At 51.4% G+C, this 27,000-nt stretch carries 21 protein-coding genes; 12 read left to right on the forward strand and 9 right to left on the reverse strand.

Going from position 1 to position 27,000, the window contains the following annotated elements:
- Positions 1-23: 23 nt before the first annotated feature.
- The gene (locus tag ACN4EK_RS12715; RefSeq protein WP_431658267.1) at positions 24-2,462 is read right to left on the reverse strand and encodes a putative PEP-binding protein; all 2,439 of its coding nucleotides are present in this window, start codon (positions 2,460-2,462) and stop codon (positions 24-26) included.
- Between the two features lie 185 nt (positions 2,463-2,647).
- On the opposite strand from ACN4EK_RS12715, the gene ACN4EK_RS12720 reads away from it, so the two are divergent.
- The 4 genes from ACN4EK_RS12720 (at position 2,648) to ACN4EK_RS12735 (ending at position 6,520) form a co-directional block, all read left to right on the forward strand.
- A complete protein-coding gene (locus tag ACN4EK_RS12720) occupies positions 2,648-3,376 on the forward strand; it encodes a ComF family protein (RefSeq protein WP_431658268.1) in 729 nt (242 codons plus the stop codon).
- Positions 3,377-3,629: 253 nt separating this feature from the next.
- Positions 3,630-4,781, forward strand: a complete 1,152-nt coding sequence (locus tag ACN4EK_RS12725; protein WP_431658269.1) for a type II secretion system protein N — start codon at positions 3,630-3,632, stop codon at positions 4,779-4,781.
- Between the two features lie 81 nt (positions 4,782-4,862).
- Positions 4,863-5,441, forward strand: coding sequence for a TIGR04376 family protein (locus ACN4EK_RS12730; protein WP_431658270.1), 579 nt, complete (start codon positions 4,863-4,865; stop codon positions 5,439-5,441).
- 383 nt (positions 5,442-5,824) lie between these two features.
- Positions 5,825-6,520, forward strand: a complete 696-nt coding sequence (locus ACN4EK_RS12735; RefSeq protein WP_431658271.1) for a response regulator transcription factor — start codon at positions 5,825-5,827, stop codon at positions 6,518-6,520.
- Between the two features lie 8 nt (positions 6,521-6,528).
- On the opposite strand, the gene ACN4EK_RS12740 is transcribed toward ACN4EK_RS12735, so the two are convergent.
- The 4 genes from ACN4EK_RS12740 to murC all read right to left on the reverse strand — a co-directional run bounded on the left by ACN4EK_RS12740 (position 6,529) and on the right by murC (position 10,339).
- Complete coding sequence (locus ACN4EK_RS12740) at positions 6,529-7,017, reverse strand: low molecular weight protein-tyrosine-phosphatase (RefSeq protein ID WP_431658272.1); 489 nt, start codon at positions 7,015-7,017, stop codon at positions 6,529-6,531.
- A gap of 211 nt (positions 7,018-7,228) precedes the next feature.
- Entirely contained in the window at positions 7,229-7,573 is a 345-nt protein-coding gene (locus ACN4EK_RS12745) for a YbaB/EbfC family nucleoid-associated protein (RefSeq protein ID WP_431658273.1), read from the reverse strand.
- 108 nt (positions 7,574-7,681) lie between these two features.
- The gene (murB, locus tag ACN4EK_RS12750) at positions 7,682-8,698 is read right to left on the reverse strand and encodes a UDP-N-acetylmuramate dehydrogenase (RefSeq protein ID WP_431658274.1); all 1,017 of its coding nucleotides are present in this window, start codon (positions 8,696-8,698) and stop codon (positions 7,682-7,684) included.
- A gap of 93 nt (positions 8,699-8,791) precedes the next feature.
- Positions 8,792-10,339 carry a UDP-N-acetylmuramate--L-alanine ligase gene (murC, locus tag ACN4EK_RS12755; protein WP_431658276.1) on the reverse strand — a complete coding sequence of 516 codons (1,548 nt, stop codon included), beginning with the start codon at positions 10,337-10,339 and terminating at the stop codon, positions 8,792-8,794.
- Between the two features lie 514 nt (positions 10,340-10,853).
- On the opposite strand from murC, the gene nadD reads away from it, so the two are divergent.
- The 3 genes from nadD (at position 10,854) to ACN4EK_RS12770 (ending at position 14,832) form a co-directional block, all read left to right on the forward strand.
- Positions 10,854-11,456, forward strand: coding sequence for a nicotinate (nicotinamide) nucleotide adenylyltransferase (gene nadD / locus ACN4EK_RS12760; protein WP_431658277.1), 603 nt, complete (start codon positions 10,854-10,856; stop codon positions 11,454-11,456).
- Positions 11,457-11,751: 295 nt separating this feature from the next.
- A complete protein-coding gene (locus ACN4EK_RS12765) occupies positions 11,752-12,765 on the forward strand; it encodes a type I glyceraldehyde-3-phosphate dehydrogenase (RefSeq protein ID WP_431658278.1) in 1,014 nt (337 codons plus the stop codon).
- 345 nt (positions 12,766-13,110) lie between these two features.
- Positions 13,111-14,832: a diflavin flavoprotein gene (locus tag ACN4EK_RS12770; RefSeq protein WP_431658279.1), complete on the forward strand. Its 1,722-nt coding sequence runs from the start codon at positions 13,111-13,113 to the stop codon at positions 14,830-14,832.
- 14 nt (positions 14,833-14,846) lie between these two features.
- Here ACN4EK_RS12770 and ACN4EK_RS12775 read toward each other — a convergent pair whose 3' ends face one another.
- Positions 14,847-15,218: a translation initiation factor gene (locus ACN4EK_RS12775; protein ID WP_431658280.1), complete on the reverse strand. Its 372-nt coding sequence runs from the start codon at positions 15,216-15,218 to the stop codon at positions 14,847-14,849.
- Positions 15,219-15,271: 53 nt separating this feature from the next.
- Complete coding sequence (locus tag ACN4EK_RS12780; protein WP_431658281.1) at positions 15,272-16,483, reverse strand: HhoA/HhoB/HtrA family serine endopeptidase; 1,212 nt, start codon at positions 16,481-16,483, stop codon at positions 15,272-15,274.
- Positions 16,484-16,605: 122 nt separating this feature from the next.
- Between ACN4EK_RS12780 and ACN4EK_RS12785 the strand changes: the two genes are divergently transcribed.
- Entirely contained in the window at positions 16,606-17,514 is a 909-nt protein-coding gene (locus ACN4EK_RS12785; protein WP_431658282.1) for a LysM peptidoglycan-binding domain-containing M23 family metallopeptidase, read from the forward strand.
- On the opposite strand, the gene dtd is transcribed toward ACN4EK_RS12785, so the two are convergent.
- Complete coding sequence (dtd, locus tag ACN4EK_RS12790) at positions 17,511-17,966, reverse strand: D-aminoacyl-tRNA deacylase (protein WP_431658283.1); 456 nt, start codon at positions 17,964-17,966, stop codon at positions 17,511-17,513. The genes ACN4EK_RS12785 and dtd overlap by 4 nt on opposite strands.
- 95 nt (positions 17,967-18,061) lie before the next feature.
- Between dtd and ACN4EK_RS12795 the strand changes: the two genes are divergently transcribed.
- Positions 18,062-19,537 carry a CoA-acylating methylmalonate-semialdehyde dehydrogenase gene (locus tag ACN4EK_RS12795; RefSeq protein WP_431658284.1) on the forward strand — a complete coding sequence of 492 codons (1,476 nt, stop codon included), beginning with the start codon at positions 18,062-18,064 and terminating at the stop codon, positions 19,535-19,537.
- On the opposite strand, the gene ACN4EK_RS12800 is transcribed toward ACN4EK_RS12795, so the two are convergent.
- Positions 19,534-20,040, reverse strand: a complete 507-nt coding sequence (locus ACN4EK_RS12800; RefSeq protein ID WP_431658285.1) for a hypothetical protein — start codon at positions 20,038-20,040, stop codon at positions 19,534-19,536. The two genes, ACN4EK_RS12795 and ACN4EK_RS12800, sit on opposite strands and share 4 nt — an antisense overlap.
- 309 nt (positions 20,041-20,349) lie before the next feature.
- Between ACN4EK_RS12800 and serA the strand changes: the two genes are divergently transcribed.
- The 3 genes from serA (at position 20,350) to ACN4EK_RS12815 (ending at position 26,998) form a co-directional block, all read left to right on the forward strand.
- A complete protein-coding gene (gene serA / locus ACN4EK_RS12805; protein WP_431658286.1) occupies positions 20,350-21,930 on the forward strand; it encodes a phosphoglycerate dehydrogenase in 1,581 nt (526 codons plus the stop codon).
- 340 nt (positions 21,931-22,270) lie between these two features.
- Entirely contained in the window at positions 22,271-23,161 is an 891-nt protein-coding gene (prmA, locus tag ACN4EK_RS12810; RefSeq protein ID WP_431658287.1) for a 50S ribosomal protein L11 methyltransferase, read from the forward strand.
- Positions 23,162-23,704: 543 nt separating this feature from the next.
- Positions 23,705-26,998, forward strand: a complete 3,294-nt coding sequence (locus ACN4EK_RS12815) for a Calx-beta domain-containing protein (RefSeq protein ID WP_431658288.1) — start codon at positions 23,705-23,707, stop codon at positions 26,996-26,998.
- Positions 26,999-27,000 lie beyond the last annotated feature (2 nt).

Raw genomic sequence — 27,000 nt, forward strand, 5'->3', positions numbered from 1 at the left:
TCTGAGCAAGCAGAACGATGGAATTATAGGTCATGCCGCGATCGCTGTCTGGCTAATTCCAACAGTAACCGCCGTTCGGCTCGGACGATCGCTTGATACGTCGGTTCTACCGCATCGGGTTCTACGGAAATGGCGGTAATCCCCCAACGCACCAAATCATCGATGATCTCCGGATATTGCACCGGAGCCTGACCACAAATAGAGCAGGAAATATGAAGCTGGCGAGCTTGTTGAACGAGATGTGCGATCGCCCGTTGCACTGCCGGATGACGAGCCGTATAAAGATCCGTTGGTTGAGTGCTATCGCGATCGATGCCTAACAATAACTGAGTCAGATCATTGGAACCGATCGCAATCCCCTGGACTCCTGCCCGTACATAATCCGGTAATAAGAATAAGATCGAGGGCACTTCTGCCATGATCCAAAGTTGAAATTGGGGAATTTGCGTCAGTCCCGCTTGTTCTGCCCGGTGCCGACAAAAGGTAAACTCTTCTACCAGTCGTACAAAGGGCAGCATTAACTGAATATTGGGATAACCGGACTGCTGGACTTGCCTTAAGGCAACCAATTCCAGATCAAATAAGCTGGGATCGGTCATGTACTGGAGGGTGCCTCGGAGCCCTACGATCGAGTTGCTTTCCGGGGGGGATGCTTCGGGCAAGGCAGTGTGAGTAAATTCATGGCGACGTAAATCTAGCGATCGATACACCACCGGACGGGGCATGAAGGCGGCAGCAAATTGGCAAATTGCCGTTGCCATGCGATCGACGAATTCCGCTGCTCGTCCCTGTTGCAACCACCATTGAGGATGCTGTCCTTCTAGCAACTGACCTGCCAGTAATTCCGATCGCAGCAGGCCCACGCCATCCACTGGCAATGCCGAGATGGACTGCAACGCGTCTAACTGACTCAAATTCACCATCAGTCGGGTGGCGATCGCAGGGCGAACACGGCTTGTCTCTGCTAAAGGGCTGAGGCGGTGGGGCGCGATCGGCATTAGTTCCGCCACGATCGGGGGATCGGTTTCCGCTAACCGATACACGGTTCCAGTATTGCCATCAACGACAATCTGCTCCCCGGTGTGAATCCGTTGGGTGGCTCCGGTGGCAGACACAACAGCGGGAATCTGGAGTTCTCTCGCCATAATGGCACTATGGCTAGTCATCCCCCCTTGTTCGGTGACGATCGCCGCCGCCTGCCTCAGTAGGGGAATCCAGTTCAGTGGCATGGTGGGAGCAATTAATACGGTGCCAGCCGGAATGTGATTGACGGGTTGATTGAGATCGCGGATAACGGTGGCTGGGGCGATCGCCTGTCCCGGTGAGGCGGCGAGTCCGGTGACGAGCGCAGGAGCCGTGAGCGCTTCAGTTGGTTCGGTTGGGGGAACAATCTCAGAGACAATAGAGCGAACTGTAAGGCTCTCCAGGGGGTTGAGGAAGATTGCCGTTTTGGTTCTCGCGATCGCGGCAGACTGGGGCGTAACCTGCGTCAGCCATAACGCTGGACAGATATGGGGCGATCGCTGCAATGTCCACTCCAGTTCCAGACAGTCCCCGACTTCAGCGCTGACGGCTTGAGTTAACTGAATCACCTCCTGCAAATGGCTATCTTCCAGGGCATACCGTTGCTGTTGGTCGTTCTCCAGGAAAAAGGATTGCAATCCGGTCGGAGTTTCGTGAGGATCAGCGTTGGGACGGTAGGCGATCGTCTTTTGCCCCAACTGTTGCACTTGAATGCTGCCCGTCTCCGCCTGCACTTGATAAAAGTCTGGTACCACATCCCCCCAGGTGATTGCCATGCCTAGACCGGGGGTTGCCTGAATTTCGATCAGGTGATCGTGCGTTTGCACAATCCCAGCCGCGATCGCCGGGTGAATTGGTTGGACTAATACGGCTAAGTTCACCTGCTGCAAATGAATGCCAGATCGTTGCCAGTAAAACAAACTCTTTGCCCCAAACAGATCTGCCCAGACGTGTTTCAGTCCCTGTGCCAAACTGGCTTGATCCGATCGACAGACCTGCATATTTACTAAGCCAGACGCTTTGAGTGGCAATATGGTCTGGAATTTGTCCTTGCCCAAGCGGCCATTGGTCTGCATTGCCATCGAGGGACGCAAAATTAGCGTCGAACAACCTAAATCGGTTACGGCTGTGACTAACTCAGTTAATAAAGAGGGTGCGAGGGTGGCTGTATAAATTTGCTGGCGAATTTGGCGGGCAATGGTCTGGAGTTGTTGGGAATTTTCAATATCCAGCCGGAGGGAAGAATGGGATAAATCGGCAAATAACGGTTCTAACCACTCAATAGTTTCCAGAAAATCTCGTAATACCTGTGCTGAAATCACAAAGCCCGGTAGCACTGGAAATCCTTTCTGGAGCAAATAACCCAGGTTAAATGCTTTACCACCCACGATCGAGTGATGTTCAGGCTGAAGTTGGAGAAGCCAATAAACGTTTGCCACCAGTTACCGTGAGTCGAGTCAATCTTCAATATGAGTCAATCTTAGAAGTCTTGGGGAGCAGTCACAGACTTTTCTCACGATAAATCCATGATCGGTACTGACATTGAACGATCGCCAAGCGGTTCAAGTGGGCATTCTGAAGAAGCATTAGCGAATTCAACCCAAGTTAGGTATAGTCGCGATCGATGAGCATGAAAGTATGGAGCCAGCACTGGCAACGGTGGCTAGGAGTTTTTTTGGAAACGACCTGCCCCCTATGTCAGCGATCAACGGCTCAAACCGTTTGTCCGGCTTGCCAACGCCAGCTTGAACACTGTCAACTACCCGCCTCAGAGCAGATCACTCACCTGGAGCCATGGTCTTTAAGGATCTTGGCTTGGGGAAGCTATCAGGGGAGCTTGAAACGGGCGATCGCGGCTTTGAAATATGACAATCATCCCGAACTGGCAGGTTTACTCGGGCAGTGGTTAGCCCAAGCCTGGTTAACGCATACCTCTCCAGCTAAACCGCACCTTACCGTGGTGCCCATTCCGCTCCATGCCGACAAACAACGGAGCCGTGGCTTCAATCAAGCAGAACTTTTAGCCGAACATTTTTGTGACCTGACGGGCTTACCGCTCAACCGTTGTGGATTGGTGCGCTCGCGCTCTACCGAAGCGCAGTTTCAACTCTCTGCTAGCGATCGTAGCCAAAATCTAACCGATGCCTTCAGTCTGGGTACTGCCTGGTTAAAGCACCCCCCTACGGGCGCAGTCTTATTACTGGATGACATCTATACGACGGGGGCAACGGCACGATCGGCAGCTCAAACCCTGCGGCGACACGGGATTCGAGTATCCGGCATTGCTGCCCTGGCAAAAGCGCGATCGCTCCATTCTGGGTCGGTCAAACCACTGGGTCGGTCAAACCTGTGATGATTGATACTTTGGCATACGGAATCAGCAGTTTTGGCAGGCATGGCTTTTCTATAGTTTTCTAACATTCAGCCCAGATATCGGGTTTTTCGGCATTCTATTGCTAAATTGAATCATTCCTTGCCATTTCTCTAACCACTAGATACAGGGATCAGCCGCATCTACTTGCTCTAGCCGTACAGAAATCTGCTCCCAACGGCTCCGAATCCTCTATACTTCAGTCGTGCGTTTGATATTTTTCAGTGAGCAGCCTATGTCTCAGGATGCCAGCACCAATCCAGGTCTTCTTCACCCTTCGGATCGCCCACCTACTGAAGCTGAACAGCAAAGGCTTCGATCCGAGGCGGATTTTGGTTCAGAGCCTTTAGGCTTTGCCGTTGAATCCTATGCGGATGACTTGATGGATGATCTGTTCGAGGAAGTTGAGCGGTTTTTGAACGGGGGAAATCCGTCGTTACCCAATCCGGCTCTAGACCCTGATCCAATCCAAGACCGTCATCCACCCCTAGAAGAACCTGCGATCGCGCCACCACTACCCTCCCCGCCAGTAGCAAGCCCGTCGTCGCAACTGGTGCTCCCGTCAATGATTCAACCACTCCCAGAGGGGGAGCCAGAACTGCGGGAGTCGGTGGTTGAGTCATCCCCGGAACCAGCATCGGCTCCAGTGGCAAGTCCTCGTCCTATGGGTCGTTCCTACGATCGCCTCTTGTTGGGATTGGGTTGTATTTCCATTCTGGTAACCTTGGCAATCTGGTTAATTAGCCAACGAACACAACAACAGGCAACGGTAGTCACAACGGCAGTGCCGCAACCGTCTCCAGTCAATCCAACCACGGTCAACGATCGGGAGTTTGCCGAATATATGCAGCGATCGCTCCAGACGATCGACCAGCGTTCAACGGCTCCTGGCAGCACGATCTTGTCACCTACGGCACTGCAACCCGGTACTACCCTACCCCCGGTGTCTGTGCCAGGGACTCCAGCCATTTCACCGCATACCACTGCCACCCTGACAGGGCGCATTCCCACGGGTTTAGAGCGGGTGTATGTGCCGGTCTATCAACTCCCACCGAATTTGTTGCAACCCGGTAGCTCGATCGCCCCGTTGCCAGGTGGTAGTTCCGCGATCCGATTGCCATCTTCACCCACGGCTCCAGCCAACAAGCCGTCCACTGCTCCCACCCCATCAACTGTAACTGCCGCCGTTCCCCGCACGTTAGTTGGCGTAATGGACTTGGGCAATGATTCTGCGGCTCTGGTGGAAATTAATGGAGTGACTCAGCGCTATCGGGTTGGCGAGAGTATCAGTTCGAGTGGATGGACGCTCGTAGAAATCTCGAAAAATCAAGCCATTATTCGCCGCAATGGCGAAGTGCGATCGGTGTTTATCGGTCAGAGCTTTTAGAAGTTGCTAGGGTTGAGTTATCACTAATCTAGTGAACTATCTTAATTCGCTAGCCCTAACACTGATATTGGGAGTTCTGCTATGGGTTTATTCGACGATTTCAGTCGGTTTCTCGAAACACGCCTGGAAGAGTTTCTCCGCAACAATCCGCATCTAGAATTATTGGTTTTAGAGGAGAAATTGCGGGAACAGGAAGAGGAAACCCTGCGACTAATGACGGATCTGCGAATGCAGGAAAAGCGGTTACAGGATGAAATTTTGGCGCTGGCTCGCGAAATTCAACTCTGGCATATTCGGATTGAGAAGGCGCAATCGGCGGGACGATTAGATCTGGCGGAACCGGCTCAGCAGCATGAGGCAACGTTATTGCGTCAGGGCAATCAACTATGGGGACAAATGGAGGTATTGAAGGAGCGGATCAAACAAACCCATGGGCTGCAACAACAAATTGAACAACGCCGCAAGGAAGTACAGGTAAAAGTTGCCGAATCTCAAGCCGCTCGGGCGACTGCAAAAACGGGTAGCCAGTGGGATAATACTACCTGGACCGCCAGTACCGCCGATCGCAGCTTTCGTAACATTGACTCATTAGAACAACAGTTCAGACGATGGGAGGCGGAAGAGGAGCTAGAACAACTCAAGCGGGATATGGGGCGTTAATGGACTTCCTGTTTGCTGAGCTGATCGCGCCAATGCCTTTGGTACGCCGCTACCCAGGGAAAATTTTTCCGATGGGGGTTGGACTCAATTACCCTAAAGATTGGGTTAGAGTACAGGTATGTGATTTAGGGTGGAGCACGTCAAGTGCCATTTTTCTTCCCGGTGTTCTGCCGTCAGTATCAGGCAGTTCAATTAATCATTAAATGTATAATCAATTGTTTTTATAGTCAGCGACTTCAGGAACGCTTATTTTCTACGGGTGTAGAATAGCTATGATTTATCCGTTGGGCAGGAATGGAAAATATAGATAACGCAATGATTCAAGTAGGAATTCAAGTCATAGAATATCGAGATTTCTGAATTGGCTTGATTCCGTTGCATTCATGAACAGTACGGATGGCTTGCTTCTCATGCCTTTGACGATCCTGGTAGCGGATGACGACTTAGGAACGCGTTTATCAATCGGGGATTACCTGGAAGCCGCAGGGTATTTAGTGGTATCGGCTGAAAATGGTCGAGATGCTTTGAACCTGGTGGAAAAGTATCACCCGCATCTGATTGTTACAGATATCACAATGCCCCAAATGGATGGCTATGAGTTTGTTCGTCAGGTGCGGCAAAGTCCAGCGTTGCGCTTGCTTCCCGTTGTATTTCTCACGGCTCGTACCGACATGCACGATCGCATTCGGGGCTACCAGTTAGGGTGTGATGTTTATCTGCCAAAGCCCTTTGAGTTGCAAGAACTAGGAGCCGTCGTCCGCAATCTATTGGAACGGCTCCAGATGATTGAGATGGAATGGCGTTCCCGTTCCTTAGAAGTTACGGCTCAACCCGTCGCCTCTGCTGCCAGCGTCAAACCGGCTAGCTCTCACCTGCCCTCGATGCCCAGCCTGACTCAACGGGAGAATGAGGTATTACGGTTATTAGCCGATGGCTTACCCAATACCCAGATTGGCGATCGTCTGCATCTCAGCCCGCGCACGATCGAGAAATATGTCAGTAATCTCCTGCGCAAAACAGATACCAATAACCGGGCAGAACTCGTCCGGTTCGCGATGGATCACCATTTAGTGGACTGAAGCCGGATTTAGGGTTGACGCAGGGCTAACTGGGGCTTAATTTCCTCTAGCAGTCCGGTGCAGGCATCCATTAATAGATCAATGACTTGATTGAATCCCTCTGCCCCGCCGTAATAGGGATCGGGGACTTCCCGGAGGGAATGATGGGTACAAAAATCACACATTAACCGGACGCGATCGCGATACTTGCCACTGGGGTCTAGGGCGCAAATGTCGGCATAGTTATCTCGATCCATCGCCAGAATGAGATCAAATGCGGCAAAATCATCGGCATGAAATTGGCGAGCCCGACTGGAGAGGGGAATGCCGCGTTGGTGGGCGGCGGCGGTCATACGCCGATCGGGAGAACTGCCAATGTGATAACTGGAAGTACCGGCGGAGTCACAGGTAATTTGTTCACTCAACCCCGCCTGGGCAATCAAATGATTCATGATGCCCTCTGCCGCCGGAGAACGACAAATATTTCCCAGACAAACAAACAGTAATTTGTAGGACATCGGTAATCTCTAGTTTGGGTGGTGTAACAACAACGACATCTGCAAAACAAAGAACTGAGAATCGGCGATCGACGATCGGATACTCAGCCCTTTGTGCTGCTGACGGAATTACTTCGACCAGCTAAAGAAGCGATCGGGAATATTTGCCTTCAAACAATCCTGGGCAACTGGCAAACCAACCTGCCAGAATTAGCCTTTAGAGAGCCAATGACTATAGCCCTGGGAGATTCAGCCCACCGGTCAGTTCTTCCATTTTTTCCCGCATGGTATCTGTAGATTTGCGGTAGGCATTCTGCATGGCTGTCAACACCAGGTCAGAGACCGTTTCTGGACTTTCCTTCAGGGCATCTGGTGAAATGCTGACATGACGTGGTTCCTGGTTGCCACTGAGGACAACCTTCACCAGCCCACCACCAGCTTCACCCTCGATTTCCATTTGCTCTAGTTCTTCCTGAAGGCGCTTAGCCCCTTCTTGAACCTGTTGAGCTTTTTTAAAGGCTTCTGTCAGCTCTTTCATTTTGCCGAGACCGAAGCCAAATCCCTGTCCTTGTGCCATACGTATTTTATGAATGAGGTACGAGTTGAGTGTACACAACCAATGGTTTCATTATGACACTGCCGATCGAAGCAGGGTCATTTTTTGTCAAATTTGCTGGAGCGCTACTTAAGCCGCCTGGAACTCACCCAGAATCTTCACTTCAGGCTCTAGCCTCAGTGCCCAATGCTTTTCCACCTGTTGCTGCACATGCCGGATCAGTTGGAAAATATCGGTTGCCGTAGCTCCCCCACAATTGAGAATAAAGTTGGCATGACGTTGCGCAATCTGTGCCCCGCCAATCTGATGCCCTTTTAGCCCCGTTTGTTCAATTAACCAGCCCGCTTTATAGGCATCCGGGTTACGAAACACACTGCCACAACTGGGTAAGTGATAGGGTTGGCTTGCCCGTCGTTGATTCAGATGTTGGCTGGTGTCCGCCGTCACGATGGCGGGGTCGGCTCCTGGGTGCAATTGGAAGGTGGCTTGGGTGACTAACCAATCTTTGCCTTGCAGCACCGAGGTACGGTATTGATAGTTGAGCTCGGCTGGAGTCAGGAGTTTGGTGGTGCCATTCGGCAGCAAAATCTGAGCATTGACCAGATAATCCGCCGTACAACTATTGTGGGCACCCGCATTCATCACCACGGCTCCTCCGACAGTGCCCGGAATGCCGACCGACCATTCCAAGCCTTGCCAACCCCGATCGGCGGCTTGCCAAGCTAACCTGGGAATCGGTTCTCCTGCCCCGACTGTAACCTGCCCCAAGTCGGCGTTAAATTCCAAACGGCGGAGTCGTCGGGTGCTGATGACTAGCCCAGGCAGCCCGCGATCGCTGATCAGTAAATTTGAGCCAGCCCCGAGCAGGGTAATCGGCAAGCGTTGGCTATACGCCCATTCAAAACTGGCTTGCAACTCTTCGAGGTGTTGCGGGGCAACATACCACTCGGCCGGCCCGCCGACTCGAAAGGAGGTGAACGCCGCGAGAGAAACTTGCGCTTTGATCAGGCAGTCTGTACCGGGTAGGCGAATTTGCTGGACATTAGAAAGTGTTGTGCTGGCTGGTCTTGGAAGTTTAGCCACTTTCGGCTGCAAACTGGCTGCGTCAGAGGATGCCACTTTAGGAGGGTTGAATGAGAGAGTCATAGTGAAGTCGCTGCAATTATGCCCCAATATTCAGAAACCTGTTAATCGGTTCTGGTTCGTCAAGATTACTCAAATCAGTGTGCAGTTTTACCATCAAGCCTGGTTACACCAAGTTTGAGATAGGCTCTGCTCAATCCCTTGGTGAAACGCCATCACTTCTGGAATCAACTGATTGAGATTACCGGCTCCCAAAAATAGGGCAATATCCCCTGGCATCAGCACCTGGCTTAAGAACTGGCTGATCGACGGGAGAGAAGCTTGGTAGTAAACCTGAGGATGGTGCTGCGCCACTAAGCTGGCAACCTGCTCGCCAGTTAAGTTACCCGGATTCGGTTCACCGGCACTATAGATATCGCTGAGGACGACCATATCGGCATCGCCAAACGCTTCGGCAAACTCCGCCAAAAAGGTTTGGGTACGACTATAGCGATGGGGCTGAAAAATTGCGACGACTCGTTTCCAGGGACAGACAGGCGTATCTTGGATTTGCAGTCGGGCAGCCGCTAAGGTCGCCCGGAGTTCACTGGGGTGATGGGCGTAGTCATCCACAAATAGGATGCCGTTGTATTCGCCGCGCCGCTCAAACCGTCGCCGCGCCCCTTCAAAGATGGCGATCGCCTGGGCAATCACAGAGAACTCCAGACCGAGCAATCGCCCAACCGCTACGGCCGCTAAGGCGTTACTCAGGTTATGTTGACCCAGCAGCTTGACATTGAGCCGACCCAGAATTGCTCCCCGTTCCCAGACTCTGGCGATCGTTCCTTCTGCCCGATAGGTAATGCAGTCAACGGTATAGTCAGCGCCCCGGTTGGGGTCAAGGCTATAGCTGATCGTGGGTGGTAAGCGATCGCGCACCGTCGGACAGTCCAAACACCCAATTACCGTCTGGCAATTCTGAGTAAAGGTTTGGAAGATCTCGACGACTTCATCCAGGCTACTGTAGTGATCGGGGTGATCGAGTTCAATATTGGTAATAATGCCAATTTGAGCCGTTAGTTTCACTAAAGACCCATCCGACTCATCGGCTTCAGCCACCAGATGGGAGCCTTGCCCAACCCGAGCATTGCCTTGCCAGACATTGACCTCGCCTCCCACGACGATCGTGGGATCGAGTCCCGCCTGTACCATTAGGTAGCCAATTAAACTGCTGGTTGTGGTTTTACCATGAGTTCCAGCAACAGCAATGCCTTGATAGTCCTGCATTAAGCCGGCCAGGACATCGGAACGGTGAAAGATTGGACAGCCTAACTCAAGTGCCGCTTGATATTCGGCATTGTTTGAGTGGATTGCGGTTGAGCAGATCACCTGAGGTAGTTTTGAGACTGATCGGGAATAGCTCACCTCAGGTTGTTTAGACACCCTGGTTTCAACTGATGCAGTCAATGATCGTGCGGTAGGAACCGCGACGGGTTGAGCCGTAATTGTCTTAGATTGAAAAAACTCTAAGTTGGCTGGCTCTTGGCTCCAAAAAATATGGGCTCCGTTTTCTTGCAGCCGTTGTGTAATGTGGCTGAGGCGTAAATCTGAGCCAGACACAGGCAACCCGCGTTTAGCAAGTACATACGCCAGTGCTGACATTCCAATTCCACCTATACCAATAAAGTGAAACGGTCTGCCGCCGAAATCGACAGAATTTGGCATCTTGAGATCCTCACACACCACACCGTACCAATTCTCACGCGTTATCATATCAAGAATTACCTTTTCGGCATACCGCCTGGTTAAGGATTTATTGCTCTAGGCAGATTTTGCTCTGGTGCATATATTGTCTAGGTTTCAAATTTGGTGTAGACCATATTTCTCCTCACAATGCGATGGTTTTGCACCTCTTTGGAGGAATTGTGCTCTGGAGTCTGCCCAGTTGTATTGAGTGTTCTGAAAGTTATATCACTCCCTTTCAATTTTTTTCGTTTAATCTAATGGTTTAGGAAAACCTGTGGTTTGGCTAGAAATTGCCAGTAAACAGTAAGTAACAAATTGCCAGGTCTTTCCGCATCTGCCTTATGCTAGTTAATTGCCATTTTCCCGGTGGAATTTGGTTTAGATAGTATCTAAACACCCGCGATCGCGGCATCAATCCGGTAACTTCTTTGACTCAGGATTGGGTTGGCTAAATCTCTATCAGTGCATTAAATCGGGCGGCTACTGTCGAAGCATGAATACCGTAGCCATTTTTGGTGGCAGTTTTAATCCAGTGCATTGGGGGCATCGCTTGATTGCCGAAACGGCACTGAATCGGGTGGCTCTCGATCGCATAATTTGGGTACCAACGTATTGTCCTCCTCACAAACCACAGACTTTACTAGCATTCCCGCATCGGTTGGAAATGGTACAACGGGCAATTGCGGATCAGCCGTTATTTTTGGCATCCGATCTAGAAGCTCAGCGGGGTGGGCGATCGTTTGCCATTGCCACCTGGCAAGCCTTGCACCGCCAATACCCCAACACGGATTGGTATTGGATTATTGGCAAAGATGCGTTCCAAACCCTACCGCATTGGCAGGGCTGTGAAGAACTGGTTCAGCAATGTACCTGGCTGATTGCCCCTCGAAATGGCGACGTTAAAGCCACCATTGACTGCGTCAGCCAGCAACTAGCTCAGCGATCGCTGCACCTGCGCTGGCATCTGCTCCCGCTCACGCCCATTCCCGTGTCCTCCAGCTTGATTCGGCAACGCTGCCAGTTAGGACAATCGATCGCCGACCTGGTACCGGAAGCGGTGCGCTCATACATTGTCGCTCATAATCTGTACAAATAAGTTAAAATACCTACTCATTATGTTAATATAACGATACAAAGGCTTAAGCAAGTAGTTGCCAGAGATAACCCTGAGTCAGGGAACTTTACATTGCCCTCAGCAGAGGGGCTAATCCTGAGTGATAGCCCATCATGAAGCCGGTATCCGACGATCGATGACTGGTCTAGATCCAGCTTTTCTTAGTGAATTTGGGCAGTTGTACCCGCTTGATTCAGTTATTGCACTTGGTTCCACTACCGCCTTATGATCGGGTTTGACTATCGGTATCTATTTAGTAGACAGAGGGCAAGACGCAGTGATTAGAGTAGCGATTAACGGCTTCGGACGTATTGGGCGCAACTTCATGCGTTGCTGGCTAACCAGGCAAGATAGCCAGATTGAAATAGTTGCGATTAATGACACTTCTGACCCCAGAACGAACGCTCACCTGCTGAGATACGATTCGATGCTGGGTAAGCTGAATGCAGATATTCAGGCTGATGAGAATACCCTGACCGTCAATGGCAAAGTCATCAAGTGTACATCCGACCGTAATCCCGAGAACTTGCCCTGGAAAGCCTGGGATATTGATCTCATTATTGAATCTACTGGGGTTTTCGTTAGCAAGGAAGGGGCTTCTAAACACCTGAATGCAGGTGCGAAAAAAGTGTTGATTACAGCACCCGGTAAGAATGAAGATGGCACGTTTGTGGTCGGTGTGAACCATCAGGACTACGATCACCACAAGCACAACATTATTAGTAATGCCAGCTGTACCACTAACTGTCTTGCTCCCGTCGCCAAAGTATTGCATGACAACTTCGGCATCATCAAAGGGACGATGACCACCACGCACAGCTACACTGGCGACCAACGCTTACTGGATGCCAGCCACCGTGATTTACGTCGGGCTCGGGCGGCGGCGATGAACATTGTGCCAACCTCCACTGGAGCAGCTAAAGCCGTGGCACTGGTGCTACCGGAACTGAGCGGCAAGCTGAACGGGATTGCCTTGCGGGTTCCCACCCCTAATGTGTCGATCGTTGATTTAGTCGTCCAGGTTGAAAAGAGCACCATCTCTGAACAAGTGAATGAGGTGCTGAAAGCGGCTTCAGAAGGTCCGATGAAAGGCATCCTGAAGTATTGCGATCTGCCTCTAGTGTCTAGCGACCATGCGGGGACGGATGAATCCTCGATCGTAGACGCAGCCCTGACGATGGTGATGGGTGGCGATATGGTGAAAGTGGTGGCCTGGTACGACAACGAGTGGGGCTATAGCCAACGGGTCGTTGACCTGGCAGAAGTCGTGGCTCGTAACTGGGTGGCTTAAGCGAATCTGTCTGCGATCGCAAACTCTGTAGGGACTGCTAGGGTATATTCTGCGATCGCGTTAAACTGCCCCCCTTTGCCTGTCAGTTGCAGGTGAGGGGGGTATCATTTTGCCATCTTTGATGACATTGATAAATAAATAGAATATTACAATTGATGACTTATAAGTACCGTTGAACTTAAGCTGGAATCAATGCCCTAAAAGGCGTAGACTGAAACCAGACGACTGGGTAATGGCTCATTCTGGCTGGTTCTCAGGCATCCCTATGTTGCCCCTACAATGCAACTGAACCGTCCTACTCCGTCTGGTCTACTCCTTGTTCACCCTACTCCCCGATCGAACCGTATGGCTGATGTGAAACCTCGCGACGTTCAAGTTGCCCCGATTGGTGAGAACACGACTGTCCTGCGATCGCGCACCTGGGATCGCCTCAAATTTGAAGTAGAGTATGCCCGTCAGCGAGGGACGACCGCCAATTCCTATTTAATTCAAGCCAGTAAGAGTGCTTTAATCGATCCGCCGGGTGGCTCATTCACGCAAATTTATGTGACGGAGTTACACCAGCAGGTTTACTTCCAAAAACTCAACTATCTGATTCTGGGGCATGTCAATCCCAATCGGATGGAAACGCTCAAAGTTTTGCTGGAACTGGCGGCTCAAGCGATCGTTATTTGTTCTAAACCAGGAGCGATCGCTCTGAAATCGGCATTTCCCGACTTAGAACTCCGGATTGAGCCCGTTCGAGGTGATGAGGTTTTAGATTTAGGCATGGGGCACGAACTGCAATTTTGTTTTGTGCCGACTCCGCGCTGGCCGGATGCTTTATGTACCTATGATCCGAAAACTTGCATCCTCTATACCGACAAGTTATTCGGGGCACATGTGTGTGATGAGGAGGTGATGGATGAACACTGGCGATCGCTGGAAGCCGATCGAGCCTACTATTTCAACTGCCTCCATGCGGTGCAAGCTCCACAGGTCGAGGCGGCAATGGAACGGCTGTCGAGCTTCCCGGCTCGCATCTATGCCCCTGCCCACGGTCCGATCGTGCGCCATAGCTTCAGTCGCTTGACCCTGGATTATCAACTCTGGTGTCAGCAACAACAAACGAAGGAACTCCGGGTTGCCCTGCTGTACACCTCTGCCTATGGCAATACGGCAACCGTTGCCCAGGCGATCGCCCAGGGCATTACCGAAGCGGAAGTTGCAGTTCAGAGTATTAACTGCGAATTTGCCACCCCAGCCGAAATTACTACCGCGATCGACCAATGTGATGGCTTCATCATTGGTTCACCGACACTCGGAGGTCACGCGCCAACCCAGATTCAGACGGCATTAGGCATTATTCTGTCTACGGCGGCTAAGACGAAAGTGGCTGGGGTGTTTGGTTCCTATGGCTGGAGTGGTGAAGCGGTAGATTTGCTGGAAAGTAAGCTGCAAGATGCCGGATATCCATTTGGGTTTGAGCCAATTCGGGTAAAGTTTGCCCCCACGGACGAGGTGTTGCAGCAGTGTCAAGCAGCAGGCAGTGAGTTTGCTCAGACCTTGAAAAAGTCGAAAAAAGCCTATGCACCTCGCCAAATGGCAGCCGAAGCCCAAACCGATCGCACAGGGCAGGCCGTTGGGCGGATTCCCGGTTCGTTGTGTGTGATCACTGCCAACCTGGGAGGTACACAATTTGGCTTTCTCACCTCCTGGGTATCCCAAGCCAGCTTTAGCCCACCCGGACTGACGATCGCGGTTGCCAAAAACCATGCCGCCGAACTGTTGATTCATCCCGGTGAACAGTTTGTCATTAATATTCTCAAAGAGGGCAGAAACGTCCGCCGCCATTTTCTCAAACAGCGGGAGCCTGGAGAATACCCCTTTGCTGATGTGGCTACAGCGGAAGCTACCAATGGTTGCCCAATTTTGACTGAAGCCCTGGCATATTTGGAATGTACGGTGCAGAACCGGATGGAATGTGGCGATCACTGGTTGCTGTATGCGGTTGTTAACAATGGTAAGGTGCTAGAGCCAACGGGCGTAACCGCAGTCAACCACCGCAAATCTGGCAACCAATACTAAAGGCTAGTTTGCGGCTAACCTCCACTCGCTTTAGCTTTGTAGCCTAATTGCAGCAAAAACTGCACAATTTTCTGTTTGTGATCACCCTGGATTTCGATCTCATTGTCCTTAATCGTGCCGCCAGCGCCACAGGTCGTTTTTAACTTTTTGAGTAAATCGGCTAAGGTATCGTCACTGGCTTGAAAGCCGCGAACGATCGTGACCGTTTTGCCTTTACGTCCTTTGCTAGACGCTTCGACCCGTACATTTTGTTGATTAGGAGGTAGGTCAGGTACACCTCGCTGCAAGGCATTGGGATTGGCAGGGTTGCCAAACTCAGAGTAAGCGACGCGATCGGTCGCGGAATGGTGTGATTGTGCAGACTTGGATTTTTTCGCGGCTGCCATAGAGGAGTAATCGAGTGAATAGGTGTGCAACAAATTGCCAACAACGGCAGTGATCAGCGACTATTGTCCGCCGGGAAAGCACCTGGTTTGACTTGTAAGGTTTGAGGTTGTCCATTGCGGATAATCTCCACCTGAAGCACCTCGCCGATCGCGGTTCCTTCTACCTTTTGTTGCACATCAGCCGCAGTCTTCACCTCATTGCCATCAATTTTCTGAATAATATCTCCTTCCTGAAACCCGGCTTGCGCGGCGGGAGAATTCTCAATCACCCGTACCACTAACACCCCGTCATCCTGATTAATCTTCAGTCTAAAGTTACTATCTTGACTCAGTTCTTTGCGAATCGCGGCCGTTAAATCAACCATTTGGATACCCAGAAATGGATGCTCAACTTTACCCTTTTCAAATAATTGTTCGGCAACCCGTTGAGCCGTTTCGATCGGAATGGCAAAGCCCAAGCCCTGAGCATCTGCCCGAATCGCCGTATTCACGCCAATCACCTCACCCTGATCGTTGAGTAGCGGACCGCCTGAGTTACCGGGATTAATCGCGGCATCGGTTTGAATGAAGCTAACTCGTTTATCCGGGACACCGACTTGAAAACTGGAACGTCCGGTAGCACTGATAATTCCGGCGGTGACTGTATTATCCAGACCTAAGGGATTGCCGATCGCGATCGCCCATTGACCGGGAATTAAGGTTTCCGACCTGCCTAATTTAGCCGTCGGTAGCCCCGTTGCTTCAATTTTGACCACGGCTACATCTGTCACCGGATCTGCACCAACCACCTTCCCTTCAAACGATCGCCCATCCTTCAGCGTCACTTCAACCAAATCTGTTCCGGCGACCACATGGGCATTCGTCAAAATCCGTCCATCATTCGCCAGAATGAAGCCAGAGCCTGTCCCCCGTTCCACCCGTTCCCTCGGCATGGGCATATCATCCCCAAAGAACCGCCGAAAGAAGGGATTACGCATGGCATCCGGCAGGTCACTCGACACCCGCCGCGCCGCATCAATCCGAACCACGGCAGGCCCAACCTGCTCAACCGCTAACGCAATAAAGTTAGCGTTGTTATTACTACCCGGTGCTAACGCGATCGCGCGATCGTTCGTCCCCATTAACGGTTGGGAGAGGGGTGGATTGGATAGATTAGATGAAGAGCGTCCTTGACTAATGAGATATTGGCTTCCTAGCAATCCCGCACCACCCCCGATAATGAGTAATGATACATAGGTCGCCAATTGTTTGAACGATAACGACATGATCGTAAGTAAAGAATAGCGGACATCCTAACCCTACTCTAACTGGAACTTAGACTGCCTGGGCGGAATCTTCAACCACAGTGAGCCAGTCACGACCTATTCCTTGAATTTAAACCTGACCTATGAAGCTGAATCGGTTGCTAGTATTGAGCCTAATTGTGTTGCTAGGGGAAATACTGGTTGAACACCCTCTGTCGCCATTGCCACTTCACGCCCAAACCTCTCCTCAGGCAACCTGTGCCCCGCCTGTGCTGTCTCGGTTAACTCGACATCGGGTAACGGCGGGGGAAACCCTTGCCAGTATTGCTCAAAACTATGAGCTGATTCCAGCCACACTGATGGGGATGAATCCTGGCTTACGGGGTGGCAACGTTACTGTCGGTAGTGAAATTTTAGTTCCGCCTTACAACGGCATTCGGGTTCAGCTTGCCGCCAACCAAACCCTCAAGGATGTGGCGAAACAATATAATGTGCGTCCTGATGTGTTGTTTGAGGTGAATGGGTGTCAGCCCAATCCCAGAGTGGTATTTGTGCCGGGGGTCAATTGGTCCCCGATCGCGACTCCTAATGCGACTCCTTCAGCCCAGGAACGGCGGATTTTGGCAGGATCGCCCTTAGGGGGACAGACGACGACTCCAGCGATCGAACTTCTGGGTTATGGCTGGGTCGTGCATCCTACCACGGGGAAAGTGGCATTTCATAGTGGGGTTGATTTAGAAGCGGCTGCCGGTACTGTCGTGGTGGCAGTCGGAGATGGAACCGTTGCCTTTGCTGGAGTGCAGGGGGCTTATGGCAATCTGGTGGTGATTAATCATGCCGAAGGGTTGCAAACGCGCTATGCCCAACTGGGAACCATGCAAGTAAAAGCGGGGCAAACCGTCAGGCGGGGACAGGCGATCGCCACCGTGGGCACAAGTGGTCAGCCCAGTTCTCCCACTCCCCATTTGCATTTTGAAGTGCGATCGCGATCAAACTTAGGCTGGGTGGCGGAAAATCCGCAAAATTATTTTGCTAGCCGTGTCCGACCTTAGTGGGGTTCAGCCTCGCGTTCTAGCAGGATCGTGACCGGTCCATCATTCTCGATCGTCACCTGCATCATGACACCAAACTGACCCGTTTCTACCCGCAACCCGGACGATCGCAGTTTGGTGACAAACTGGTTATATAAGGCTTCAGCCTGGGGCGGAGCCGCCGCGCGATCGAAGGAAGGACGGCGACCTTTGCGACAATCGCCATACAGGGTAAATTGACTAACTACGAGCAACTCGCCGCTAATTTCCTGCACAGACTGATCGAACCGACCACCATTCCCAGCCGGAAATAACCGCAGTTCCAAACATTTTCGTGTCATCCAATCCAGTTCGGCGGTGGTATCCGTGTCGGTGATGCCGACTAACAGATTTAGCCCCTGTCCAATCCTGCCGATCACCTGCCCATCGACCAGGACTTGAGACGATCGCACTCGCTGAATCACAACCCGCATAAAGCAATCAGTAGATGAAAGGGAACGCCGAGTAATAGTATAGGTGGGTTCAGTTCCGCTCTGTACGGACGATCGCACTATCAACTAGCGCCATTATGGGTTCGTCTCCAGTTCTGCAAAATTACATCAACGGGCAATGGGTTGCTTCCAGTACCACTGAGTTTCTGGAGGTCGTAAATCCCGCCACAACGGAAGTTCTAGCGACTGTGCCCCTATCGCTTGCCAGTGAAGTGGATCAGGCAGCGCAAGCGGCGGCTACTGCCTTCATCCATTGGCGACGCACTCCTGCCAGCGATCGCATTCAATATCTGTTCAAACTCAAGGCATTACTGGAAGAACATCTGGAATCCCTGGCTCGCACGATCACGATGGAATGTGGCAAGACCCTGGCGGAATCTCGGGGTGAACTGCGGCGGGCGATCGAGAATGTCGAAGTTGCCTGTGGTATTCCCATGCTGATGCAGGGCTACAACTCGGAAGACATTGCCAGAGGCATTGATGAGTTCATGATCCGGCAACCTTTGGGCGTGACAGCCATCATTGCACCGTTTAACTTTCCGGGCATGATCCCGTTCTGGTTTATGCCCTACGCGATCGCCTGTGGCAATACCTGTGTGATTAAACCCTCAGAGAAAGTGCCGCTCACCCTACAGCAGATCATGCAGTTGCTGGAACAAACGGGCTTACCCAATGGGGTCGTAAATCTGGTGAATGGCGCGAAGACCGTAGTCGATGCCATGCTTGACCATCCCACGATTCGGGCGATTAGTTTTGTGGGCTCGACCCCGATCGCCCGTTACGTCTACAGTCGAGCGGCGGCGAATGGCAAACGGGCCCAGTGTCAGGGGGGGGCGAAAAATCCCGTGATTGTGCTGCCCGATGCGGACATGGAGTTAACCACCCGGATTATGGCAGACAGCGCCTTTGGTTGTGCCGGACAACGGTGTTTAGCCGCTGCTGTGGCAATTACTGTTGGGGCAGCCAAACAGACGTTTACGGAGGCGATCGCGGATACTGCCCAATCCCGGCGAGTCGGTTATGGACTGGAGGATGGGGTACAGATGGGACCTGTAATTACCGCCCAAAGTCGAGATCGTATCCACCATTTGATCCAGCAGGGAGCTAACTCTGGTGCCACGGTGTTAGTAGACGGGCGGAATCCGGCGATCCCTGGCTATGAACAGGGATACTTTATTCGACCGACAATCCTGCAAAACCTTGATCCCACCAGCGAACTGGCGTACACCGAAATCTTTGGGCCTGTATTGAGCTTGATTCACTTAGAGACGATCGATGACGCGATCGCCCTGATTAACCAGGGACAGTACGGCAACATGGCCTGTTTATTTACCAGTAGCGGTGCGGCGGCACGAAAATTCCGCTACGAAGCCGAAGCGGGTAACATTGGGATCAATATTGGCGTTGCCGCACCGATGGCGTTCTTTCCGTTTAGTGGCTGGAAAGATAGCTTCTTCGGTGACCTGCATGGACAGGGACAGCAAGCCGTCGAGTTTTTCACCCAAACCAAAGTCGTGGTCGAGCGCTGGCAGGACTGGACACGCCAATTCTAGTCTTCGCTGTAACCCTGAATATTCTCCGGCTCAAACTGCTTAATAATTTTGCTGGCTTGTCGCGTCAGGGTTTCGGAACCCTTAACCACAATCAAGTACTTTCCGGCATTCAGCCGATTTCGGTAGGGTAAGGCATCGCCACCCCCGATCGCCAATCCCACGCCACCTCCGACAAAGAAGCTGCCCATCGCGCCAGAAATTGCCCCTAATAAACCTCCAATCAAGTGATTACCAATTTCTCCTGCCCAGGCAAAGGTATGGAGGTTGGTAATCAGGCTAAACGTCGTGCCTGCCGCAAAGCCAAACGGCACCAACCAGAATGACATCAGTCGGGCTAATTGACTGGCACGTTTGTTGGGATCAATCAACCCATACTCATCGGCAGTTTGATAGCCTTTGCCTAAAATTGCCACATTACTCATCTGTAACTCTGCCTGCTCCAAGGCTGAGTAAGCGGCTTCTGCCTGGATGCGATCGCTCAATACAGCCACTAGATAATTCATAACCCTACGCGTTGATTTATAGTCAGCACCACTATTTAGGGTAACAGGAGCGGGGAAGGGGCAGGTGGGGAAGATGAGGGGGATGAATTGCTGGAACTAATTAAAATAATCGGGCGGTTTCAATAAATTGGGATCCGAAATAACGTATTGTAAATAGCCTGACCGATCGGCAATAGCAATCTCTGTCTTAATTTGAGAGAGTTTATCCTGACTGATTTACGGTAGCTAATTCACGCCTGTTATAGCTCTCAAAAATTAACTGTTGCCGCATAGGGCTACCTGTTGTTTGTTCACTCGTATCTGTTGATCATGCCTAAGGTTCTTGTTTCTGATCCGATCGACCAGGTTGGAATTGATATTCTGTCGCAGGTTGCCCAGGTTGATGTGAAAACGAACCTGTCGCCCGAAGAACTGATTCAAACCATTCCTGAATATGATGCCTTGATGATTCGTTCTGGGACTCGTGTCACGCAGGAGGTAATTGAAGCCAGCCAAAATCTCAAGATTATTGGTCGGGCTGGGGTCGGTGTTGATAATGTCGATGTCATGGCAGCTACCCGTAAGGGGATCGTCGTGGTCAATTCCCCTGAAGGCAATACGATCGCTGCCGCCGAACATACATTAGCGATGATGCTATCCATGTCCCGCTACATTCCTGCCGCCAATCAATCCGTGAAAGGGGGCAAGTGGGATCGTAAAAGCTTTACAGGGGTTGAAGTTTATAAGAAAACCCTGGGGATCGTGGGCTTAGGCAAAATTGGTGCCCATGTGGCAACCGTGGCTCAGGCAATGGGCATGAAGTTGCTGGCGTATGATCCCTTCGTGTCGAATGAGCGAGCGGAACAGTTGGGCTGTCGGCTGGTTGATCTCGACATTCTGTTGCAGGAAGCAGATTACATTACTCTGCACCTGCCCAAGACCACCGAAACTACTAATCTGATCAATGCCAATGCGATCGCCAAAATGAAGCCTAATGCTCGCATTGTCAACTGCGCCCGAGGCGGCATTGTCGATGAAGCAGCCCTGGCGGAAGCTTTGAAGCAAGGCAGAATTGCCGGAGCGGCGCTGGATGTGTTTGCCTCTGAACCGTTGGGTGAGTCTTCCCTGCGGGAATTGGGCAAAGAAATGGTGCTAACTCCTCACTTAGGGGCTTCTACCGAAGAAGCTCAGGTGAATGTCGCGATCGATGTGGCAGAACAAATTCGTGATGTGTTGCTGGGACTCCCGGCGCGATCGGCGGTGAATATTCCCGGTCTACGTCCCGATTTGTTGGAACAACTGCGCCCCTATCTGCAACTGGCAGAAACCCTGGGGAACTTAGTCGCCCAACTGGCAGGTGGTCGGATCGAGTCCTTAAATATCCGGCTGCAAGGGGAATTGGCAACCAACCAAAGCCAACCGATCGTGGTCGCCGCACTCAAAGGTCTGCTCTCCCATGCCTTGCAAGAACGGGTCAACTATGTGAATGCCAGCCTGGAAGCCAAGGAACGCGGCATTCATGTGATTGAAACTCGGGATGCCGCAATTCGGGACTACACGGGATCACTCCACCTGTCGGCAACCGGCTCTTTGGGCGAACACTCGGTATCCGGAGCGCTGTTAGGGGATTCGGAAATTCGCATTACCAGTGTGGACGAGTTCCCGGTGAACGTGCCGCCAAATCGCTATATGCTGTTTACTCTCCACCGCGATATGCCGGGGATCATTGGTAAAATTGGTTCCCTGTTGGGGAGTTTCAATGTCAATATTGCCAGTATGCAGGTGGGGCGCAAGATCGTGCGGGGCGATGCCGTTATGGTACTTAGCATTGATGATCCTCTCCCAGACGGCATTCTGGCGGAGATCATGAAAGTGCCGGGAATCCGTGATGCCTATACCGTTACCCTGTAGCGATCGGGCTAAGGGTCATGGCGTAAAGCGAATTGAGATCATCTCCAAAATCATTTATCCCCATAAATTGTAGGAGTTTGACATTCGGTCAACCGTCTTTGCCATGGCTCAGGGATGATCTGCCGAATGCTAAACCCGTACAGGGATAATACCTTTCTCAGAAATGTCCTTGCTAGGGGCGAGCGGTTGTTCGCCCTTTGCCATTTAGGCGAACGTTCATTCCAATGACGAAAGCGATCGAAATTTTAGATATTGCGGCGGCGATCGCTCGTTAGCCGACCAAAATCGCCTATTCTGACAACTGAGCATGAATTAGTGATTACGGATTGCGATCGGGGCTATGGCATCAAGCTGGTGGGAAATTCAAATTTTGTGTGACCCCATGCTGGAAGAAACGATCTTCTGGCGCTTAGAGGATTTTGGTTGCCGGGGCATGTCCAGTGAAAATAGCGGCTATTCCCGCCTGATCTGTGCCTACTTACCCCAACAACAGGCACAATTACTGGATTTATCGGCATTGGGATTATTACTGCGTCAGGATGCCCTGTGTGTTGGCTTGGCTGCTCCCGCCATTCAATGGGATTTGATTGACGAGGAAGATTGGTCAAGTAGCTGGAAGGCACACTGGGAACCACAGGAGATTGGCGATCGCCTCTTAATTAATCCCGCCTGGTTGCCGCTGCCGGAACAGACCGATCGCTTAATCATCAAACTGGAACCTGGTGTTGCCTTTGGTACGGGAGATCACGCCACTACCCAACTTTGTCTGGAAGCCCTGGAAATGCGGCTCGGAGACCATGCCTCAGAACAGATTATTGCTGATGTGGGCTGTGGTTCAGGCATTCTGGGCATCGGGGCTTTGCTTCTAGGGGCACAAAAGGTCTATGCCGTCGATACTGATCCACTGGCGGTGCAGTCAGCGTTAGAAAACCGAGAGCTGAATGATGTTGCGCCCGATCGCTTAATTGTGGCAGAGGGGAGTGTCGATCGCTTAATTGCCATGAGCGATCGTCCGGTGGATGGGATCGTCTGTAATATTCTGGCGGAAGTAATTATTGATTTAATTCCGCAAATGACCGCCCTGACCAAGCCGCAAACCTGGGGCATTCTCAGTGGCATTTTATTAGAACAGGCGAAACCCGTTGCCGACACATTGGAAGAAAACGGCTGGATTGTAGCGACCCTATGGCGACGGCAGGATTGGTGTTGTTTAAATATCCGACGAACCTGATTTCTCTCTTAAGATATTATTCATCAGATCACTGATAAAATTTACTGAAACTTTAATCTACTTGCTTGACAAGCCTGACTGAGTAATATTTCAGTAAAGCTAATTCGGATTTGTCTAGCATCCTGGCTATCACATGTTAAATATATAATTCAGTTTCCGTGTATACACTTAGTTGGTAATTCGTGGAGCCTGTTTAATGGGTTCCTGATTGCCACTGGATTAGCGCTTGCTCCTTAGGTACTCCAGGACGATCGTCGCCCTGCCAGATTCCTCACTCTGGCAACAAACTCTTTATAAAAATAATTACTGGTGTCAGTTTTATCTCAGGTAGCTGCTTAGAATCAACATTTCTGTGCATCACCTAAAAAGCTTTATCCCCTGCATCGGTCGATCCCGACAGGACGTGACTGGGGAGATGTAGACACTGGATGACGATGAGTTTGATCCCAGAGCCACCGCAGATTTCTGCTTGCTTGGTCAGCCACTAAGTTCCAGCCGCTAAGTTTTGGACACTCACACTTCACCCCTGACTCGGAGCTATCTATGGCATTTTTTATTAATGATGTGTTTAACGGTGAAGGTAATAGTGGGACTACCGCCTTCACCTTTACAGTCACACGGACGAATCCTACTGGATCTGCCAGTGTTGATTACACAACTGCCCTGGCAGCGTCTAACCCTGCCACACCCGGTGTAGATTTTGTGGCGACGAGTGGCACACTCAATTTCTTGCCAGGAGAAACGAGTAAAACCATTACAGTGTTAGTCAATGGTGATACCACCTTTGAACCAGACGAATATTTCAATGTGATTTTAAGTAATCCGATCGGTGACACGATCGGGCGTAGTACTGGTCTGGGAGGCATCCTCAACGACGATGCGGCTCCACCAACTGTATCAATTCTTCCGACTCCAGGGATTTCTTTGCCCGAGGGCAATAGTGGAACGACAGCATTTACTTTCACTGTGGCTCTGTCTACCTCACCAACGCAACCCGTTACCGTCAACTACAGCACTAATGATGGGACGGCTACCCTATTAGATAATGACTACCAGGACAATGACGGGACTCTGACGTTTTTACCAGGTGGACCACTGACCCAGACGGTTACGGTGCTGGTGAATGGTGATACGCAATTAGAACCCACTGAAACCTTCACCGTTAGCTTAAACTCTGCTACTAATGCGCTGATTAATCCTACTGCAAATGTGGCGGTAGGCACGATCGTCAACGATGAGTTGGTCTATACCCTGACGGCTTCCGACTCCCTAACTGTGCTGGAGGGTAACAGTGGGAGTACGCTGCGAACGTTTGTGATTAATCGCCTTGGAGTCACGACCCAAGCCAGCACTCTCAATTTTGACCTGGCGGGTTCAGCGACGTTAGGAACAGATTACACGCTAGTTGGCATTACAGGCTCGGGAGTTTCTGTTTCTGGCAACACGATTCAGTTTGCGGCTGGAGCCACCAGTGCTGTCATTACTCTCGCGATCCAGGGTGACACCCAAATTGAGAACGATGAAACAATTCTGCTGACTATTGCAGATCCAGCCAATCTCGCTGCGATCGTCGGTAGCCCGATCTCAACCACGATCGTGAATGATGATTTTGCGCCGACGTTGCCGATCGTCAGTGTGAGTGTCAGCGATGGTGATGTCTCAGAAGCGGGTAACAATCCCGGAACCTTTACCATCACTCGCACCGGGGATACTACTGATGCCTTGATTGTGAGCTACATCGTCGGTGGAACGGCGGCGATAAATGGAAGTGATTACACGCCTACTCTGACGGGAACTGCGACAATTCCTGCGGGACAATCGTCGGTCACTATCACGATTACGCCCATTGATGATCTAGAGGTGGAAGGCGACGAAACGGTTAATCTGACACTAACCAGTAGTACCGCGTATACCCTGGGTGTAGCTGCTGCAAGTCTCACGATTGTAGACAACGACTTTCCCCCGCCACCATTACCCACGGTTAGCATCGCAGCCACCGATCCGACGGCAGCAGAAGCTGGAACCGATCCAGGAGTGTATACTATCACTCGTACCGGGGATACCAGTCAAGCGTTGACCGTTAGCTACACGGTAGGTGGAACCGCAACCAATGGCACAGATTACACGGCAATCACCGAAACCGTCACCATTCCTGCCGGACAGTCATCGGTCAATGTCATCATTACTCCCATTGATGATCTGGACGTGGAAGGCGATGAAACGGTTAATCTAACGCTGACCAGTAGTGCTTCTTATACCCTGAGTACAGCTACTACGGCAACCGTGACTATTGCAGACAATGACGTTGATGTCCCCCCGCCACCATTACCCACGGTTAGCATCGCAGCCACCGATCCGACGGCAGCAGAAGCTGGAACCGATCCAGGAGTGTATACTATCACTCGTACCGGGGATACCAGTCAAGCGTTGACCGTTAGCTACACGGTAGGTGGAACCGCAACCAATGGCACAGATTACACGGCAATCACCGAAACCGTCACCATTCCTGCCGGACAGTCATCGGTCAATGTCATCATTACTCCCATTGATGATCTGGACGTGGAAGGCGATGAAACGGTTAATCTGACGCTGACCAGTAGTGCTTCTTATACCCTGAGTACAGCTACTACGGCAACCGTCGCTATTGCGGACAATGACGTTGATTCTCCCCCGCCGCCATTACCGACTATCAGTATCGATAATGTCAGCCTCAGTGAAGGAAACAATGACCTCACAGCATTTACCTTTACGGTTAGCTTATCAACTGCCAGTAGTTCAGTCGTCACGGTAGACTACGCAACGATCGATGGTTCTGCTACCGCATCGAGTGATTACACGGCTATTCCTTTAACAACCCTAACCTTTGCTCCGGGGCAAACCAGCCAAACGATTACGGTCAACGTTCAGGGAGATTTAGACGTTGAAACCGATGAAACCTTCTTCGTCAATCTGAGTAATGCGGCTGGCGCGACGATCGCAGTTCCTCAAGGTCTTGGCACAATTCTGAATGATGATCTCCCTGTAGTGGTGAATAATCTCCCGATCGCCCTCGATGATCAGGCAAGGGTAACGGAGGGGCAAGCCGTGACGATCGCAGTGCTGGACAATGACTCTGATCCCGATGGTGATCCACTGACGATCGACGGTTTTACCAATCCCCAGGTTGGCACATTAGTTCGCAATCAGGATGGCACATTCACCTATCAAGCCAGTTTAGATTTTGCCGGAACCGATAGCTTCACCTATCAAATTAGTGATGGGCAAGGGGGCATGGCTCAGGCAACAGTAACTATCACCATTGATCCGCTCAACCTGATTGGAACAGACTGCTGCGATCGCTTGATTGGCACTAACACAGGCAACCGGATTGAAGGCAGAGGTGGCAATGATTGGCTGGACGGTCGGGGTGGTAATGATTGGCTGAATGGTGGAGCCGGATGGGATACGTTGATTGGTGGTCTAGGAGCCGATCGCTTTGTCTTTGACTCTGGCGCAGCATTCAACCCTTGCAGCCTGGGAGTTGATACCATCGTGGACTTCGATCGTACTCAGGGGGATGCGATCGTCCTGAGTCGAACCACCTTTACGGCGTTGTCCAGCCTGGTGGGTGATTCGTTGACTGCCGATGATTTTGCGGTGATCAATTCTGCCTGTGACGGCGCGAGTTTAGCGGCTGCCAGCGTTGCCCGGATTGTCTTTAACCAGGCAACGGGGGATCTGTTCTATAACCAGAATGGCAGTTGTTGTGGGTTTGGGTCGGGTGGACGGTTTGCCACGCTGTCGGTTAACTCATCCACCACACCTCTACAAGCGTCCGATTTTCGGGTGATCGCTTAGGG

The organism is Pantanalinema rosaneae CENA516, from assembly GCF_050753385.1.
Taxonomy (GTDB): Bacteria; Cyanobacteriota; Cyanobacteriia; order Leptolyngbyales; family Leptolyngbyaceae; genus Pantanalinema; species Pantanalinema rosaneae.